Origin of the sequence: Streptococcus taonis (genome assembly GCF_029948085.1) — a bacterium.
Classification (GTDB): Bacteria; Bacillota; Bacilli; order Lactobacillales; family Streptococcaceae; genus Streptococcus; species Streptococcus taonis.
In genome coordinates this window covers 23,124-40,895 of record NZ_JARZZP010000006.1, presented here as the reverse complement: position 1 = coordinate 40,895, position 17,772 = coordinate 23,124, and the positions used below count along the sequence as shown (strand labels likewise).

Below are 17,772 nucleotides of genomic sequence, written 5' to 3'. Positions count from 1 at the left end.
CGATGGAGAAAATCATTTTAGACTCACCTAAGTCGGGATCGGATCTTGTTTTGGAAACACTTCGTGACTTAGGAATCGATACGATTTTTGGTTATCCTGGTGGAGCGGTACTTCCTTTATATGATGCTATTTATAATTTTAAGGGAATCCGCCATATTCTAGGTCGCCATGAGCAGGGCTGTCTTCACGAAGCTGAAGGTTATGCTAAGTCAACAGGAAAACTGGGTGTAGCAGTCGTCACAAGCGGACCAGGAGCTACAAATGCCATTACAGGGATCGCAGATGCTATGAGCGATAGTGTTCCCCTTTTAGTCTTTACTGGCCAAGTGGCACGTGCTGGAATTGGGAAAGATGCTTTTCAAGAAGCTGATATTGTTGGTATTACCATGCCAATCACTAAGTATAATTATCAGGTTCGAGAAACTGCGGATATTCCACGAATTATTACAGAGGCGGTACATATTGCGACTACAGGTCGTCCAGGGCCAGTCGTCATTGACCTACCAAAAGATGTTTCTGCGCTTGAGACAGACTTTATTTACTCTCCAGAGATAGATTTACCAAGTTATCAGCCAACACTTGAGCCAAATGATATGCAAATCAAGAAAATCTTGAAACAGTTGTCTAAGGCTAAAAAGCCAGTTTTGCTAGCTGGTGGTGGGATTAGTTATGCTGAGGCTGCAGCAGAGTTAAATGAATTCGCAGAGCGTTATCAAATTCCTGTTGTTACCAGTCTTTTGGGACAGGGAACAATCGCAACTAGCCATCCACTGTTTTTGGGAATGGGTGGAATGCATGGTTCCTTTGCAGCTAACATTGCCATGACAGAAGCAGATTTCATGATTTCAATTGGTTGTCGTTTTGATGACCGTTTGACTGGAAATCCTAAGACCTTTGCTAAGAATGCTAAAGTAGCGCATATTGATATCGATCCTGCAGAGATTGGTAAGATTATCGCAGTTGATATTCCGGTTGTTGGTGATGCGAAAAAGGCTTTGCAGCAGTTGCTAGCTGAGCCAATTGTTCGAAACAATACTGAAAAATGGATTGAAAAAGTTACCAAAGATAAGAATCGTGTTCGTTCATATGATAAGAAAGAACGTGTTGTACAACCCCAAGCAGTTATTGAACGTATCGGTGAGTTGACCAATGGTGACGCCATTGTCGTAACAGACGTTGGGCAACACCAAATGTGGACGGCTCAATACTATCCTTACCAAAACGAGCGTCAATTGGTTACGTCAGGTGGTTTAGGAACTATGGGATTCGGAGTCCCTGCAGCTATTGGTGCTAAGATTGCCAATCCAGATAAAGAAGTTGTTCTCTTTGTCGGAGATGGTGGTTTCCAGATGACCAATCAAGAATTAGCAATCTTAAATATTTACAAGATTCCAATCAAGGTCATCATGCTTAACAACCACTCACTTGGAATGGTCCGCCAGTGGCAAGAAGCCTTCTATGATGGTCGAACTTCAGAGTCGGTATTTGAAAGCTTGCCAGACTTTCAATTGATGGCTCAAGCCTACGGGATTAAAAATTATAAGTTCGATAATCCTGAAACTCTTGAGAAGGATTTGGAAGTCATCATGGAAGATGTACCAATGTTCATCGAAGTAGATATTTCTCGGAAAGAACATGTTTTACCGATGGTACCAGCTGGTAAGAGTAATCATGAGATGTTGGGGGTGAAGTTTAATGCGTAGAATGTTAACAGCCAAACTTCAAAACCGGTCAGGAGTTCTCAATCGCTTTACAGGAGTCTTATCGAGACGTCAAGTCAATATTGAAAGCATTTCTGTGGGCGCAACGGAAAATCCTAATGTATCACGAATTACCATTATCATTGATGTTGCCTCACATGATGAAGTTGAGCAAATCATCAAACAACTTAATCGTCAGATTGATGTGATTCGCATTCGTGATATCACGGATCAGCCCCACTTAGAACGAGAAGTAATTCTTATAAAGGTTTCAGCGCCTGCTGAAAAACGTGCAGAAATTTTGGCTATTATCCAACCTTTCCGTGCAACAGTAGTCGATGTAGCTCCAAGTTCCATTACCATTCAGATGACTGGGAATGCTGAAAAGAGTGAAGCCTTAATTCGAGTGATTCGACCATATGGTATTAAGAATATCGCTCGTACGGGTGCAACTGGATTTACCCGCGACTAAAAATCCAACCTCAATTTGTTAAACTAGCTTAATAGGCAATAAAAATAGAAAAGAGAGAAAAAACTATGGCAGTTCAAATGGAATACGAAAAAGATGTAAAAGTAGCAGCACTTGACGGTAAAAAAATCGCCGTTATCGGTTATGGTTCACAAGGTCATGCTCACGCTCAAAACTTGCGTGATTCAGGTCGTGATGTGATCATCGGTGTACGCCCAGGTAAATCTTTTGACAAAGCAAAAGAAGATGGTTTTGATACATACACAGTAGCAGAAGCAACTAAGTTGGCTGATGTTATCATGATCTTGGCTCCAGACGAAATCCAACAAGAATTGTACGAAGCAGAAATTGCACCAAACTTGGAAGCTGGAAATGCAGTTGGTTTTGCACATGGTTTCAACATCCACTTCGAATTCATCAAAGTTCCTGCAGATGTTGATGTCTTCATGTGTGCTCCTAAAGGACCAGGACACTTGGTACGTCGTACTTACGAAGAAGGATTTGGTGTTCCAGCGCTTTACGCTGTCTACCAAGATGCAACAGGAAATGCTAAAGACATCGCTATGGACTGGTGTAAAGGTGTTGGTGCAGCTCGTGTAGGTCTTCTTGAAACAACTTACAAAGAAGAAACTGAAGAAGATTTGTTTGGTGAACAAGCAGTACTTTGTGGTGGTTTGACTGCCCTTATTGAAGCTGGTTTTGAAGTCTTGACAGAAGCTGGTTATGCTCCAGAATTGGCTTACTTTGAAGTTCTTCACGAAATGAAATTGATCGTTGACTTGATCTATGAAGGTGGATTCAAGAAAATGCGTCAATCAATTTCAAACACTGCTGAATATGGTGACTATGTTTCAGGTCCACGTGTAATCACTGAACAAGTCAAAGAAAATATGAAAGCAGTTCTTGCGGACATCCAAAATGGTAAATTTGCCAACGACTTTGTAAATGACTACAAAGCTGGACGTCCAAAATTGACTGCCTACCGTGAACAAGCAGCTAACCTTGAAATTGAAAAAGTTGGTGCAGAATTGCGTAAAGCAATGCCATTTGTCGGTAAAAACGACGATGATGCATTCAAGATCTACAACTAATTTTTAAGAATATAAACAGAAGGCGAGTTGGGGGGAACCTAACTCGCTTTTTATCTTGAAAACTCATCTAGGAGGAGATTATGCTAAGTGCAAAAGATGTGGTGAAAGCCCACAAGGTTTTGAGTGGTGTAGTAGCCAATACGCCACTTGACTACGATCATTATTTATCCGAAAAATACGGAGCGAAAATTTATCTTAAAAAGGAAAATGCTCAACGTGTCCGTTCTTTTAAAATTCGTGGGGCTTATTACGCAATTTCCCAATTGACAAAAGAGGAACGTGAACGTGGTGTAGTGTGTGCTTCAGCGGGAAATCACGCTCAAGGAGTTGCCTACACATGTAATGAGATGAAGATTCCTGCAACAATCTTTATGCCAATTACGACACCTCAACAGAAAATTGGTCAGGTTCGTTTCTTTGGAGGAGATTTTGTTACGATCAAATTAGTAGGGGATACTTTTGATGCTTCAGCCAAGGCTGCTCAAGACTTTACCGTAGCTGAAAATCGTACTTTTATTGACCCCTTTGATGATCCCTATGTTCAAGCTGGTCAGGGTACGGTAGCCTATGAAATTTTAGAAGAAGCTCGTAAAGAATCTATTGAATTTGATACTGTCTTGGTACCTGTTGGAGGCGGAGGTCTCATTTCAGGTGTTTCTACTTATATTAAAGAAACAAATCCTCAGATTGAGGTCATTGGAGTAGAGGCTGAAGGTGCTCGTTCTATGAAGGCTGCCTTTGAAGCTGGGGGACCGGTTAAACTTAAAGAAATTGACAAGTTTGCGGATGGAATTGCTGTGCAAAAGGTAGGACAGTTGACCTATGAAGCAACACGCAAACATGTAGAAACTCTTATCGGAGTAGATGAAGGCTTGATTTCTGAGACCTTAATTGATCTCTACTCTAAACAAGGTATCGTAGCAGAACCTGCGGGTGCTGCTAGTGTTGCAGCTCTAGAAGTATTATCCGATTATATTAAAGGCAAGACTATTTGTTGTATCATTTCTGGAGGGAATAATGACATTAACCGTATGCCAGAGATGGAAGAACGTGCCTTGATTTATGATGGTATCAAGCATTACTTTGTAGTGAATTTCCCACAACGTCCGGGAGCACTTCGAGAGTTTGTAAATGATATCTTAGGACCTCATGATGATATTACTCGTTTTGAATATATCAAACGAGCTAGCAAGGGAACTGGTCCAGTACTAATAGGGATTGCACTTGCTGATAAACATGATTATGCGGGATTGATTCACCGGATGGAAAAATTCGACCCGTCTTATATTAACTTGAATGGGAATGAGACCTTATATAATATGCTTGTTTAATATGCTATGAAATTTTTATCATATTATTTGCCTAACCTATTTACTAGTGCTATAATGTAAGTGAAGAAAGGGGGAGATTCCCATGGTTTTAAAAGTTATACTTGTTCTAATTATTCTAATGCTTATTGTAGGAGCTATATTAATGAGCTCAATCTATGTTGTTCGACAACAATCAGTAGCTATCATTGAACGATTTGGTAAGTATCAAAAATTGAGCAATAGTGGTATTCACCTAAGAGCACCATTTGGGATTGATAAAATTGCAGCTCGTGTCCAACTGCGTCTCTTGCAAAGTGAAATCGTTGTGGAAACCAAGACTCAAGATAACGTATTTGTGACGATGAATGTTGCGACACAGTACCGAGTAAATGAACAAAATGTTACAGATGCTTACTATAAACTAATGAGACCTGAGGCTCAAATCAAATCTTATATTGAAGACGCATTGCGCTCATCAGTTCCTAAGTTAACTTTGGATGAATTGTTTGAGAAAAAGGATGAAATTGCATTAGAAGTTCAAAAACAAGTAGCGGAAGAAATGTCAACGTATGGGTACATTATCGTCAAAACGCTCATTACCAAAGTAGAGCCGGATGCGGAAGTCAAGCAATCAATGAATGAAATCAATGCTGCTCAACGTAAGAGAGTAGCAGCACAAGAATTGGCCGAAGCAGATAAAATTAAGATCGTAACAGCGGCCGAAGCAGAGGCAGAAAAGGATCGCCTACATGGTGTAGGGATCGCAGAGCAACGAAAAGCAATTGTTGATGGACTTGCTGATTCTATTAAAGAGTTAAAAGGGGCCAATGTTGAATTAACTGAAGAGCAAATCATGTCAATCTTGTTAACTAACCAGTATTTAGATACATTGAATAATTTTGCAGAAAAACAAGGTAATAATGCAATTTTCTTACCAGCAAATCCTAACGGAGTTGAAGATATACGAACCCATATATTATCGGCTTTAAAAGCCAAGTAAACTAAATCTTAACGTCTTATTTGATTGGATATATGTTTTTTTATTGACAAATGCCATAAAAACGTATACAATTAAATATCGTAAAGAATAAAATAGGAGAAAAACATGGCTAAGACTAACTTTGAAAAAGTAGAATCAGTTGTTAGCTGGGTTCGTGATAAGAAGATCACTGGTTATCGTATTTCTAAAGAAACGAATGCACGTGAAATGTCTATCATTGCTCTAGCTCAAGGACGTGCAAAAGTTAAAAATATTTCCTTTGAAACAGCCCTTGGATTAATTGATTTCTATGAAAAAAATCATGAAAAATTTGAAGATTAATCTTTGGATACAAGCAGACTCTAATTAGGGTCTGCTTTTATTTATGGAATGGAGAAATAGCCATGCTATGACCTACTCAACAAATCTATTTGTTAGAATGAAGTAGGTTGACAGGGAGCTGAGTAATCTCATACTCTTCGAAAATCAAATTCAAACCACGTCAGCTTCGCCTTGCCGTACTCAAGTACAGCCTGCGGCTCGCTTCCTAGTTTGCTCTTTGATTTTCATTGAGTATCACTCATGAAAATCAAATAAAAGATTAGGAATATAGCTACAAGCAATACTTGCTCAGGAAACATAGGAAGGGATAAAAGTGATTTTTAAAGTATAAAAAGAGGTCGGGATAAAAAACTCCGACCTTGATTTTTATGTTCATGAGCCTTTGACTCAATGGTGATTGGGATTGAATAGGAAAACAACTCTTAGTTTAAGAGGTGTTTTCAACCACTTTTGTCTTATCCTAAATAGCGTTGTAAAAATTCTCTTGTACGTTCCTCTTTAGGATTTGTAAATAAATCTTCAGGTTTGCCTTCTTCTGCAATCACACCTTTGTCCATAAAGATGACACGGTGTGATACGTCACGAGCAAATTCCATTTCGTGGGTTACAACGATCATTGTCAAGCCTTCTTGAGCTAGTTCTTGCATGATTTTTAGAACTTCACCGACCATTTCAGGATCAAGGGCTGAGGTTGGCTCATCAAAGAGAATGGCATCAGGGTTCATAGAAAGTGCGCGAGCAATGGCGACACGTTGCTTTTGACCACCTGAAAGTTGCTTAGGTTTAGCTTGCCAGTAGCGCTCTCCCATTCCAACTTTTTCAAGGTTTTCTTTAGCAATTTTCTCTGCTTCTGATCGTTCACGTTTGAGAACGGTTGTCTGTGCAACAATCGTATTTTCAAGAACATTGAGATTTTCAAAGAGGTTAAAGGATTGGAAAACCATACCTAGTTTTTCACGATAGTGAGTGAGATTATAGCCTTTCTCGAGGACATTTTCACCGTGATAAAGGATTTCACCTTCAGTTGGTGTTTCGAGAAGATTGATAGAACGTAGGAAGGTTGATTTACCGCTACCAGAACTACCGATGATAGAAATCACTTCACCTTTGTGAATAGTGAGAGAGATATCTTTTAGGACCTCGTTTTGCCCGTAGGATTTTTTGAGGTGTTTGATTTCAAGGATTGGTTGACTCATTATTTCAAATCCTCCGTTTGCATTTGGTTAGCACCTGTCGTGTAGGTATCCATATCCATACGTTTTTCGATGAAGCGGAGGATACGCGTTACTGTGAAGGTGAGGACAAAGTAGATAACTGCTATGATGGTAAAGGTTTGGAAGTACTGGTAGGTTTGTGTTGCTACTGTATTTCCTGAGAAGTAAAGTTCTACTACAGAGATAACGTTCAATACAGAAGTATCCTTGATGTTGATGACGAACTCATTACCAGTCGCTGGTAGAATATTTCTAACAACTTGAGGCAAAACGATCTTACGCATGGTCTGGTTATGAGTCATACCAAGTGCAGTTGCCGCTTCAAATTGTCCCTTATCAACAGACAAAATACCACCACGAACGATTTCGGTCATGTAGGCACCGGTATTGATAGAAACAATAAAGATAGCAGCTAGCGTACGGTCTAGGTTGATCCCGAAAGCTTGGGCAGTTCCATAGTAGATAACCATAGATTGTACAATCATAGGTGTTCCACGGAAAATTTCAATATAGATATTGAGAATCCAACCGATTAGTTTTTGGATTCCAAAGATAAATTGGTTTTCAGATAGAGGTGCAGTACGGAAAACACCGATAGCAAGACCGATAGCGAGACCAACGATGGTACCGATAATTGAAATGAGAAGGGTAATACCAGCACCACGCAAGAGTTGTTGCCAGTTTTCAGTTAGAATTTTAGCGACTTGGCCAAAGAAATTACTGTTGCTTTCTTCTGTAGTTGTAGATTCTGCTGGTTGCTCTTTGATCATACGATCCATGAGAGCAACTTGTTCATCTTTAGAAATGGTTTCAATACTGGCATTGATTTGGCTGATACGTTCGTCGTCTTTACGAAGACCGATAGCGATAGAGGTATCCTCTTCTCCAGTTTTAAAACCAGGTTCAGGCTGAATCATTTTGAACTTAGCGTTTGCTGATTCGGCAGTTAGGGCTTCTGGTCGTTCAGAAACATAGGCATCAATGACACCAGCTTCAAGAGCTTGACGCATTTGAGCGAAATCTCCCATGGCAGTTTCTTTTTTAGCGCCTGGAATTTGAGAAATCAAGTCGTAAAGGTAAACACCTTGTTGAGAAGTGATTTTTGCTCCGCTAAAGTCCTCTAGTGATTTGGCGTTTGCATAGGCAGAATCCTTTTTGACCAAAAGTACTGGTTCGCTAGTATAGTAGCTGCTTGAAAATGCAATTTCTTGTTTGCGTTCAGCAGTTGGGCTCATACCTGCAATGATCATATCAATCTTACCAGAAGTAAGGGCTGGAACAAGTCCTTCCCACTTGGTTTTAACAACCAAGGGCTCTTTACCTAGGTCCTTAGCAATCTTTTTAGCTATTTGGACGTCGTAACCATTAGCATATTGGTTGGTTCCATCGATTTTGACAGCGCCGTTACTGTCGTCATCTTGAGTCCAGTTAAAAGGTGCGTAGGCTGCCTCCATACCGATGCGCAAATATTCATCGGCTTGGACCTGGCTAACTAGTCCTAAAGTAAGGGCCAGGCTAGCAAGGATAGTTAAGCATAATTTTTTCATGATTTCTCCTATCTCTAGTCTAAAATTGCTTCTCTCTATTGTATCGAAAAAGCGGAACTTTTTCAATCTTAGTAAACCCTTACTTGTAAAAAAATGATATAATGAGAAAAAGGTCAAAAGAGGCTATATTATGAAAAAAAGATGGTTAATAGTACTTATATTTACTTGTCTGATAATTGTTCCCAAACTGGTTTTTGCCTTGGATTATAGCATTCCATCCTATAAAGGAGAACTGTATATTCATGCAGACAATACAGCGGAATTTAGGCAGAAGATAGTTTACCAGTTTGAGGAGGACTTTAAGGGCCAAATCGTGGGACTTGGACGTGCTGGCAAGATGCCTAGCGGATTTTATATTGATCCTCAGCCAAAGGTTGAGGCATCTAAAAATGGTCATAAAATCGAAAATCTTACTAGCGAAGTGACAGAAGAAACGAATGGTTATACTGCTAAAGTCTATAATCCAGGTCAGGAAGGGGATAGGGTCGAAGTGGAACTTACCTGGCAATTGAAAAATCTTCTTTTTTTATATGATGATATCGCTGAATTAAATTGGCAACCCTTAACAGATAGTTCAGAATCTATTGAAAAATTTGAGTTTCATGTGATGGGAGATAATGGGGCCGAAAAACTCTTTTTCCACACAGGGCAACTCTATAGAGAGGGAAGGATTGAACAGAGTGGTCATGACTATACGATTCGTTTCGACAATCTTCCGTCTAAGCGCGGAGTTGAGTTGCATGCCTACTGGCCTCGAACTGATTTTGCTAGCGCTACAGATCAGGGCTTAAAAGGGAATCGTTTAGAAGAGTTTAATAAGATAGAAGACTCGATTGTTAGAGAAAAAGATCAGAGTAAACAACTCGTTACTTGGGTGTTTCCTTCAATACTTTCCATCTCCTTGTTATTGAGTATCTGCTTCTATTTTATCTATAGAAGAAAAACCACTCCTTCCGTCAAATATGCCAAGAATCATCGTCTCTATGAACCGCCGATGGAATTAGAGCCTATGGTTTTATCTGAAGCCGTTTACTCGACCTCCTTGGAGGAAGTGAGTCCTCTAACCAAAGGAGCAGGAAAATTCACCTTTGACCAACTTATTCAGGCTACCTTACTAGATGTAATCGACCGTGGTAATGTCTCTATTATTTCAGAAGGAGATGCAGTTACTTTAAGGTTGGTAAAAGAAGATGGCTTGGCAAGCTTTGAGAGGACCTGTCTAAATCTGGCCTTTTCAGGTAAAAAAGACGTTGCTGTTTCCGATTTGTTTGCAGATTATAGGGTCTCTGAGAGCCTTTACCGTGGAGCGAAAGCTACTGATGAAAAACGGATTCAAACAAAAGGCTGTAAGCTCAAATATTCTTTTGAAAGAGCATTGAAAGAGATGCAAGAAGGGGTGAAGGACCGAGTCTCTTTCTTGGGGCTACCAGCTTATTATCGTCCCTTGACTAGCGTGGAAAAGGTCTTACAAGTGAGCATGGGTGTTTCTACTATTTTCCCACTAATCATCGGATTTGGTTTGTTCTTGTACAGCTTGGACGTTCATGGCTATCTTTATTTCCCCTTGCCAATACTTGGCTTAATAGGTTTAGTTTTGGCTGCTTTCTACTATTGGAAGATTCGACTAGATAATCGTGATGGTGTCCTAAATGAAGCAGGAGCAGAAGTCTACTATCTCTGGACCAGTTTTGAAAATATGTTACGTGAGATTGCACAACTTGATCAGGTTGAATTGGAAAGTATTGTTGTCTGGAATCGCCTATTGGTATATGCAACCTTATTTGGCTATGCTGATAAGGTTAGCCGTTTGATGAAGGTGCATCAGATTCAAGTGGAAAATCCAGATATCAATCTCTATGTAGCTTATGGCTGGCACAGTATGTTTTATCATTCAACAGCGCAAATGAGCCATTATGCCAGTGTCGCAAATACGGCAAGTACTTACTCAGTATCTTCTAGTAGTGGAAGTTCTGGTGGTGGATTCTCTGGAGGCGGTGGTGGCGGTAGCATCGGTGCCTTTTAAAGAAAACTAAACACAGTTTATAAAAGTATGATATAATGGAGGATAGAAAAAGGAGTTATCTATGTATCTTATTGAAATTTTAAAATCTATCTTTTTTGGTATTGTTGAAGGAATTACGGAATGGTTGCCGATTTCAAGTACAGGTCACTTGATTTTAGCAGAAGAATTTATCCAATATAAAGACCAGAGTGAAGCCTTCATGTCTATGTTTAACGTAGTGATTCAACTGGGTGCTATCCTAGCCGTTATGGTTATCTACTTTAACAAACTTAATCCTTTCAAACCAGGTAAGGATAAAGTGGAAATCCGTAGAACTTGGCAGTTATGGTCCAAAGTTTTTGTAGCGACTCTTCCTCTTCTTTTAGTCTTTAAGTTTGATGATTGGTTTGATACTCACTTCCATAATATGGTTTCAGTAGCCATTATGTTGATTGTTTATGGGGTTGCCTTTATTTATCTTGAAAAACGCAACAAAGCGCAAGCAATTGAGCCAACAGTCACAGAGCTAGACAAGTTGCCTTATAAAACGGCCCTCTATATCGGACTTTTCCAAGTCTTGGCTCTTTTACCAGGGACTAGCCGTTCGGGAGCAACTATCGTCGGTGGTTTGTTAAATGGAACCAGTCGTTCGGTGGTAACTGAGTTTACCTTCTACCTAGGAATTCCAGTTATGTTTGGAGCCAGTGCTTTGAAGATTTTTAAATTCATCAAAGCAGGAGAAGTCTTGAGCTTTGGTCAATTTTTCTTACTTTTAGTTGCCATGGTAGTCGCTTTTGCAGTCAGCATGATCGCTATTCGTTTCTTGACCAGCTATGTGAAAAAACACGACTTTACGATGTTTGGTAAATACCGTATTGTCCTTGGTAGTATCTTGATACTTTATAGCTTTGTACGATTATTTGTATAAGAAAAAAACCTTGAGGGAAGCTTCCTTCAAGGTTTTAAAATCCAGTCACAGTGATACCCAATAAGCGAACGTCTTTATCTTTATCTGTCAGAGATTCGTAAAGTTGGATAGCCATTTGTGAAATAGTTTCAGCATCTTGGATCTTTTGAGATAAGCTTTTCCGCTTAGTCATTGTAGAGAAGTCAGCATAGCGGATTTTTAAAATAATAATCTTTCCAGATTTTTCATGTTTTTGAAGACTTAGGGCAACTCTTTCCGAAAGGAGAGTTAGCTCTTTTTTGATATCCTCTTCTAGATTGAGAATCTTACTATAAGTTTTTTCTTTTCCGATAGACTTACGAATGCGATTGGATTTGACGGGAGAATTATCAATGCCACGAGCCTTGCGATACAGGTCAAAACCGAGTCGACCAAAACGATCAATGAGACTAATTTCAGAAATATTTAAAAGATCAGCACCTGTAAATACCCCCATTTGATGCAATTTCTCAACTGTTTTCTTACCTACACCATGGAATTTAGCGATATCCATTTGTTTGAGAAAATCTTCAGCTTCATCAGGGAGAATAATTGTCAGACCTCGAGGTTTTTGGTAATCGCTGGCTATTTTAGCTAAGAATTTATTATAAGACACACCAGCAGAAGCGGTCAGATGAAGTTCTTGCCAAATATCTTGTTGAATTAGTCGAGCGATTTTAACAGCTGACTTGATACCGAGTTTGTTTTCAGTCACGTCTAGATAAGCTTCATCAATACTCATAGGCTCGATATTATCCGTATAACGTTTGAAAATAGCTCGAATCTGTTGACCGACAGCAGTATATTTTTCGTAGTTTCCAGAAATGAAAACAGCTTGAGGGCAACGTTCATAGGCTTCTTTAGAACTCATAGCTGAGTGGATGCCAAAGACTCGCGCTTCATAACTACAGGTAGAAACAACTCCTCGACCACCAGTTTTTCTAGGGTCACTGCCAATCACAACTGGCTTCCCTTTAAGTTTGGGATTGTCGCGAATTTCAACAGCAGCAAAAAAGGCATCCATGTCAATATGGATGATTTTACGAGATAAATCATTCATTAGTGGAAAAATCAACATGGAGAAACCTCTCAGTGCTAGTTTGTTTAATTTTATTATACTCTTTTTCTGAAAAAATGAAAATCAAAATAACCTCTTTCAAAAATATAATACAGTTTGTAGCAAATTTTGAACTGTATTAGAAAAGAAAGTGTTAAAAAAGTGAGTTTTTAGTTGTTGAAATCGTTTACTGTGTGTTATACTGAATACATGAATGTAACAGATGACTGTTACTAGAAAGAAAAAAGAGGAATTAACATGGTTGTTAAGACAGTTGTTGAAGCACAGGACATTTTTGACAAAGCCTGGGAAGGCTTTAAAGGTGTTGACTGGAAAGAAAAAGCAAGTGTATCACGCTTTGTACAAGCTAACTACACACCTTATGATGGAGATGAAAGCTTCCTTGCAGGACCAACAGAACGTTCACTCCACATCAAAAAAATCGTAGAAGAAACTAAAGCACACTACGAAGAAACTCGTTTCCCAATGGACACTCGTCCAACTTCTATTGCTGATATTCCTGCTGGATTTATCGACAAAGAAAACGAATTGATTTATGGTATCCAAAACGATGAACTCTTCAAATTGAACTTCATGCCAAAAGGTGGTATCCGTATGGCTGAAACTACTTTGAAAGAAAATGGATACGAACCAGATCCAGCTGTTCACGAAATTTTCACTAAATACGTAACAACTGTTAACGATGGTATCTTCCGTGCTTACACTTCAAACATTCGTCGTGCTCGTCACGCTCACACTGTAACTGGTCTTCCAGATGCATACTCACGTGGACGTATCATCGGTGTTTATGCACGTCTTGCTCTTTACGGTGCAGACTACTTGATGCAAGAAAAAGTTAACGACTGGAACTCAATCGAAGAAATCGATGAAGAAACAATCCGTCTTCGTGAAGAAATCAACCTTCAATATCAAGCATTGCAACAAGTTGTACGCTTAGGTGACCTTTACGGAGTTGATGTTCGTAAACCAGCGATGAACGTTAAAGAAGCTATCCAATGGGTAAACATTGCCTTTATGGCTGTCTGCCGTGTTATCAACGGTGCGGCTACATCTCTTGGACGTGTGCCAATCGTATTGGATATCTTTGCAGAACGTGACCTTGCTCGTGGTACATTTACTGAATCAGAAATCCAAGAATTTGTTGATGATTTCGTTATGAAACTTCGTACAGTTAAATTTGCTCGTACAAAAGCTTACGACCAATTGTACTCAGGTGACCCAACCTTCATCACAACTTCAATGGCTGGTATGGGTAACGACGGTCGTCACCGTGTTACTAAGATGGACTACCGTTTCTTGAACACTCTTGACAACATCGGTAACTCTCCAGAACCAAACTTGACAGTTCTTTGGACTGACAAATTGCCATACAACTTCCGTCGCTACTGTATGCACATGAGCCACAAACACTCTTCAATCCAATACGAAGGTGTTACAACAATGGCTAAAGATGGATATGGTGAAATGAGCTGTATCTCATGTTGTGTATCTCCACTTGACCCAGAAAACGAAGAACAACGTCACAACATCCAGTACTTCGGTGCTCGCGTTAACGTTCTTAAAGCTCTTCTTACTGGTTTGAACGGTGGTTACGATGATGTTCATAAAGACTACAAAGTATTTGACATCGAACCAATCCGTGATGAAGTTCTTGAATTCGAATCAGTTAAAGCTAACTTTGAAAAATCTCTTGACTGGTTGACTGACACTTACGTAGATGCTTTGAACATCATCCACTACATGACTGACAAGTACAACTACGAAGCTGTTCAAATGGCCTTCTTGCCAACTAAACAACGTGCTAACATGGGATTCGGTATCTGTGGATTCGCTAACACTGTTGACACATTGTCAGCTATCAAATACGCTACAGTTAAACCAATCCGTGACGAAAATGGCTACATCTACGATTACGAAACAATCGGTGAATACCCACGTTGGGGTGAAGATGACCCACGTTCAAACGAATTGGCAGAATGGTTGATCGAAGCTTACACAACTCGTCTACGTAGCCACAAACTATACAAGAACGCAGAAGCTACAGTTTCACTTTTGACAATCACATCTAACGTTGCTTACTCTAAACAAACTGGTAACTCACCAGTCCACAAAGGTGTATACCTCAACGAAGATGGTTCAGTGAACTTGTCTAAACTTGAATTCTTCTCACCAGGTGCTAACCCATCTAACAAAGCTAAAGGTGGATGGTTGCAAAACTTGAACTCACTTGCTAGCCTTGACTTTGGTTACGCAGCTGATGGTATCTCATTGACAACTCAAGTTTCACCTCGTGCTCTTGGTAAAACTCGTGACGAACAAGTTGATAACTTGGTAACAATTCTTGATGGTTACTTCGAAAATGGTGGACAACACGTTAACTTGAACGTTATGGACTTGAACGATGTTTACGAAAAGATCATGTCAGGTGAAGACGTAATCGTACGTATATCAGGATACTGTGTAAATACTAAGTACCTCACTCCAGAACAAAAAACTGAATTGACACAACGTGTCTTCCACGAAGTTCTTTCAATGGATGATGCATTGAGCTAAGATTCATAAATAGTAAATAAAAACCAGTCATTTTGACTGGTTTTTTGGTATAAAAAAATATTTAAAAAAAGTTGGTCAAAATTGGTCAAATTTATTGACTAATACTGACCAAAGTGATATACTAAGAACATAAGGATAAGGAAATCCTTAGAAAACCTTGATTTTAAGGTGATTGTGTAATTTATCTTAAGGTCAAAGTATGGGTAAAACCTAGAAAAGAGGTACAACCTATGATGAACATTAGTATTTTTAGAAGTCCAATCACAAAACCTGTATTGGATAAAGAAAAACCTGAAATTATACGTAGAGTAGCAAATAGCTAGTCTAAATTTTTTAAAACAAAGGTCAGAGAAAGTCAAATTAATTTGACTAACTAATTTTGAAAACAAACGAGGTATGAAATATGAACAACAACTTTAATAACTTTAACAACATGGATGATTTATTTAACCAATTAATGGGCGGTATGCGTGGATACAGTTCAGAAAACCGTCGTTACTTGATTAACGGTCGTGAAGTAACACCTGAAGAATTTGCTATTTATCGTCAAACAGGGCAACTTCCAAGTGAAGGAAGTGACCAAGCTCAGTACGTTCAAGGTAAAGCCATGAAACAAGATGGGATTCTTGCGAAACTTGGACGTAACTTAACAGCAGAAGCACGTGAAGGCAAGCTAGATCCGGTTATTGGACGTAATAAGGAGATTCAAGAAACATCTGAAATCCTTTCTCGTCGTACAAAGAATAACCCAGTTCTAGTCGGTGATGCTGGTGTTGGTAAAACGGCAGTAGTAGAAGGTCTTGCCCAAGCTATCGTGAATGGTGATGTTCCAGCAGCAATCAAGAACAAAGAAATCATTTCAATTGATATTTCTGGACTTGAAGCTGGTACGCAATACCGTGGTAGCTTTGAAGAAAATATTCAAAACTTGGTAAAAGAAGTTAAAGAAGCTGGAAATATTATCCTTTTCTTCGACGAAATTCATCAAATCCTTGGTGCTGGTAGCACAGGGGATGGTCAAGGATCTAAAGGTCTTGCGGATATCTTGAAGCCTGCTCTTTCACGTGGGGAATTGACAGTGATTGGTGCAACAACTCAAGATGAATATCGCAACACTATTTTGAAAAATGCTGCTCTTGCTCGTCGTTTCAACGAAGTAAAAGTTAATGCACCATCTGCTGAAGATACTTTCAAGATTCTCCAAGGGATCCGTGATCTTTATCAACAACACCACAATGTTATCTTGCCAGATGAAGTATTGAAAGCGGCTGTTGATTACTCTGTTCAATATATTCCACAACGTAGCTTGCCAGATAAGGCTATCGACTTGGTCGATGTGACAGCTGCTCACTTGGCAGCACAACACCCAGTGACAGATGTACATGCTGTGGAACATGAAATTGAAGAAGAAAAAGCTAAACAAGAAGCTGCAGCTGCTAAAGAAGATTACGAAGCAGCCCTTAATGCAAAAATTCGTATCGAAGAGCTTGAAAAGCAAATTGCTAACCATACTGAAGACCATAAAGTAACAGCAACAATCAACGATGTGGCTGAATCTGTAGAACGTATGACTGGTATTCCAGTGTCACAAATGGGTGCAACTGATATCGAACGTTTGAAAGATATGGGTCACCGTTTGCAAACTAAGGTTATCGGTCAAGATAAGGCTGTTGAAGCAGTGGCACGTGCAATCCGTCGGAATCGTGCAGGCTTTGACGAAGGAAACCGTCCTATCGGTAGCTTCCTCTTTGTAGGACCTACTGGTGTTGGTAAGACTGAGTTGGCTAAACAATTGGCTCTTGATATGTTCGGAACTAAGGATGCTATCATCCGTTTGGATATGTCAGAATACAGCGATCGTACAGCCGTTTCTAAATTGATTGGTACTACTGCAGGTTATGTTGGTTACGATGACAACAACAATACCTTGACTGAGCGTGTTCGTCGTAATCCATACTCAATTGTCCTTCTTGACGAGATTGAAAAGGCAGATCCTCAAGTGATTACTCTTCTTCTCCAAGTATTGGATGATGGTCGTTTGACAGACGGTCAAGGGAATACTGTCAACTTCAAGAATACGGTGATTATCGCAACTTCAAATGCAGGATTTGGTTATGAAGCTAACTTGACAGAAGATGCGGACAAACCAGAGCTCATGGATCGTTTGAAACCATACTTCCGTCCAGAGTTCCTCAACCGTTTCAATGCTGTTATCGAATTCTCACATTTGAGCAAGGAAGACCTTTCTAAGATTGTTGATTTGATGTTGGTTGATGTCAATAAGACACTTGCCAAGAAAGAGATCGATTTGGCAGTGAGCGAATCAGCCAAAGAATACATGACTGAGGAAGGTTACGATGAAGTCATGGGTGTTCGTCCTCTCCGTCGTGTAGTTGAACAACAAATTCGTGACAAAGTAACAGACTTCCACTTAGATAATTTGGATTCTAAACACCTTGAAGCCGATATGGAAGATGGTGTCTTGGTCATTCGTGAAAAAGCTTAAATCAAAAATTTGAAAATAAAAAGGAACCAGTTCAA

At 39.5% G+C, this 17,772-nt stretch carries 13 protein-coding genes; 10 read left to right on the top strand and 3 right to left on the bottom strand.

The annotated features are described in order from the left end of the window. The first annotated feature begins 2 nt into the window (after positions 1–2). The 6 genes from QEZ38_RS04300 (at position 3) to QEZ38_RS04275 (ending at position 5,891) form a co-directional block, all read left to right on the top strand. Positions 3–1,703, top strand: a complete 1,701-nt coding sequence (locus QEZ38_RS04300; RefSeq protein ID WP_281335139.1) for an acetolactate synthase large subunit — start codon at positions 3–5, stop codon at positions 1,701–1,703. Further along, complete coding sequence (gene ilvN / locus QEZ38_RS04295) at positions 1,696–2,172, top strand: acetolactate synthase small subunit (RefSeq protein ID WP_001253809.1); 477 nt, start codon at positions 1,696–1,698, stop codon at positions 2,170–2,172. Before QEZ38_RS04300 ends, ilvN begins: the two co-directional genes overlap by 8 nt. 65 nt (positions 2,173–2,237) lie before the next feature. Then, on the top strand, positions 2,238–3,260 hold the full coding sequence (gene ilvC / locus QEZ38_RS04290; protein WP_045763621.1) for a ketol-acid reductoisomerase: 1,023 nt from the start codon (positions 2,238–2,240) through the stop codon (positions 3,258–3,260). 80 nt (positions 3,261–3,340) lie between these two features. Continuing rightward, positions 3,341–4,591 carry a threonine ammonia-lyase IlvA gene (gene ilvA / locus QEZ38_RS04285; RefSeq protein ID WP_045763620.1) on the top strand — a complete coding sequence of 417 codons (1,251 nt, stop codon included), beginning with the start codon at positions 3,341–3,343 and terminating at the stop codon, positions 4,589–4,591. 82 nt (positions 4,592–4,673) lie between these two features. Then, complete coding sequence (locus tag QEZ38_RS04280; protein ID WP_281335138.1) at positions 4,674–5,570, top strand: SPFH domain-containing protein; 897 nt, start codon at positions 4,674–4,676, stop codon at positions 5,568–5,570. 105 nt (positions 5,571–5,675) lie between these two features. After that, complete coding sequence (locus QEZ38_RS04275) at positions 5,676–5,891, top strand: capsule biosynthesis transcriptional regulator (protein ID WP_001140700.1); 216 nt, start codon at positions 5,676–5,678, stop codon at positions 5,889–5,891. A gap of 455 nt (positions 5,892–6,346) precedes the next feature. Here QEZ38_RS04275 and QEZ38_RS04270 read toward each other — a convergent pair whose 3' ends face one another. Together QEZ38_RS04270 and QEZ38_RS04265 are read right to left on the bottom strand one after the other, a co-directional pair. Then, a complete protein-coding gene (locus tag QEZ38_RS04270) occupies positions 6,347–7,087 on the bottom strand; it encodes an amino acid ABC transporter ATP-binding protein (RefSeq protein ID WP_000081949.1) in 741 nt (246 codons plus the stop codon). Next, positions 7,087–8,652 carry an ABC transporter substrate-binding protein/permease gene (locus QEZ38_RS04265; protein WP_153225778.1) on the bottom strand — a complete coding sequence of 522 codons (1,566 nt, stop codon included), beginning with the start codon at positions 8,650–8,652 and terminating at the stop codon, positions 7,087–7,089. Before QEZ38_RS04265 ends, QEZ38_RS04270 begins: the two co-directional genes overlap by 1 nt. 130 nt (positions 8,653–8,782) lie before the next feature. On the opposite strand from QEZ38_RS04265, the gene QEZ38_RS04260 reads away from it, so the two are divergent. Together QEZ38_RS04260 and QEZ38_RS04255 are read left to right on the top strand one after the other, a co-directional pair. Further along, the gene (locus QEZ38_RS04260; protein ID WP_153225777.1) at positions 8,783–10,675 is read left to right on the top strand and encodes a DUF2207 domain-containing protein; all 1,893 of its coding nucleotides are present in this window, start codon (positions 8,783–8,785) and stop codon (positions 10,673–10,675) included. A 61-nt stretch (positions 10,676–10,736) separates the two neighbouring features. Next, a complete protein-coding gene (locus tag QEZ38_RS04255; RefSeq protein WP_153225776.1) occupies positions 10,737–11,582 on the top strand; it encodes an undecaprenyl-diphosphate phosphatase in 846 nt (281 codons plus the stop codon). Between the two features lie 34 nt (positions 11,583–11,616). On the opposite strand, the gene dinB is transcribed toward QEZ38_RS04255, so the two are convergent. Then, entirely contained in the window at positions 11,617–12,678 is a 1,062-nt protein-coding gene (gene dinB, locus QEZ38_RS04250; RefSeq protein WP_153225775.1) for a DNA polymerase IV, read from the bottom strand. A 237-nt stretch (positions 12,679–12,915) separates the two neighbouring features. Between dinB and pflB the strand changes: the two genes are divergently transcribed. Both pflB and QEZ38_RS04240 read left to right on the top strand, forming a co-directional pair. Continuing rightward, complete coding sequence (pflB, locus tag QEZ38_RS04245) at positions 12,916–15,231, top strand: formate C-acetyltransferase (RefSeq protein WP_153225774.1); 2,316 nt, start codon at positions 12,916–12,918, stop codon at positions 15,229–15,231. 403 nt (positions 15,232–15,634) lie between these two features. Then, positions 15,635–17,737, top strand: a complete 2,103-nt coding sequence (locus QEZ38_RS04240; RefSeq protein ID WP_153225773.1) for an AAA family ATPase — start codon at positions 15,635–15,637, stop codon at positions 17,735–17,737. Positions 17,738–17,772 lie beyond the last annotated feature (35 nt).

Bases quoted from the DNA above. Each gene is read 5' to 3' on its own strand.
- QEZ38_RS04240 (WP_153225773.1), top strand. From the start codon at position 15,635: ATGAACAACAACTTTAATAACTTTAACAACATGGATGATTTATTTAAC.
- QEZ38_RS04300 (WP_281335139.1), top strand. From the start codon at position 3: ATGGAGAAAATCATTTTAGACTCACCTAAGTCGGGATCGGATCTTGTT.
- QEZ38_RS04260 (WP_153225777.1), top strand. From the start codon at position 8,783: ATGAAAAAAAGATGGTTAATAGTACTTATATTTACTTGTCTGATAATT.
- QEZ38_RS04275 (WP_001140700.1), top strand. From the start codon at position 5,676: ATGGCTAAGACTAACTTTGAAAAAGTAGAATCAGTTGTTAGCTGGGTT.
- dinB (WP_153225775.1), bottom strand. From the start codon at position 12,678: ATGTTGATTTTTCCACTAATGAATGATTTATCTCGTAAAATCATCCAT.
- ilvN (WP_001253809.1), top strand. From the start codon at position 1,696: ATGCGTAGAATGTTAACAGCCAAACTTCAAAACCGGTCAGGAGTTCTC.
- pflB (WP_153225774.1), top strand. From the start codon at position 12,916: ATGGTTGTTAAGACAGTTGTTGAAGCACAGGACATTTTTGACAAAGCC.
- QEZ38_RS04280 (WP_281335138.1), top strand. From the start codon at position 4,674: ATGGTTTTAAAAGTTATACTTGTTCTAATTATTCTAATGCTTATTGTA.
- QEZ38_RS04265 (WP_153225778.1), bottom strand. From the start codon at position 8,652: ATGAAAAAATTATGCTTAACTATCCTTGCTAGCCTGGCCCTTACTTTA.
- ilvC (WP_045763621.1), top strand. From the start codon at position 2,238: ATGGCAGTTCAAATGGAATACGAAAAAGATGTAAAAGTAGCAGCACTT.
- QEZ38_RS04270 (WP_000081949.1), bottom strand. From the start codon at position 7,087: ATGAGTCAACCAATCCTTGAAATCAAACACCTCAAAAAATCCTACGGG.
- QEZ38_RS04255 (WP_153225776.1), top strand. From the start codon at position 10,737: ATGTATCTTATTGAAATTTTAAAATCTATCTTTTTTGGTATTGTTGAA.
- ilvA (WP_045763620.1), top strand. From the start codon at position 3,341: ATGCTAAGTGCAAAAGATGTGGTGAAAGCCCACAAGGTTTTGAGTGGT.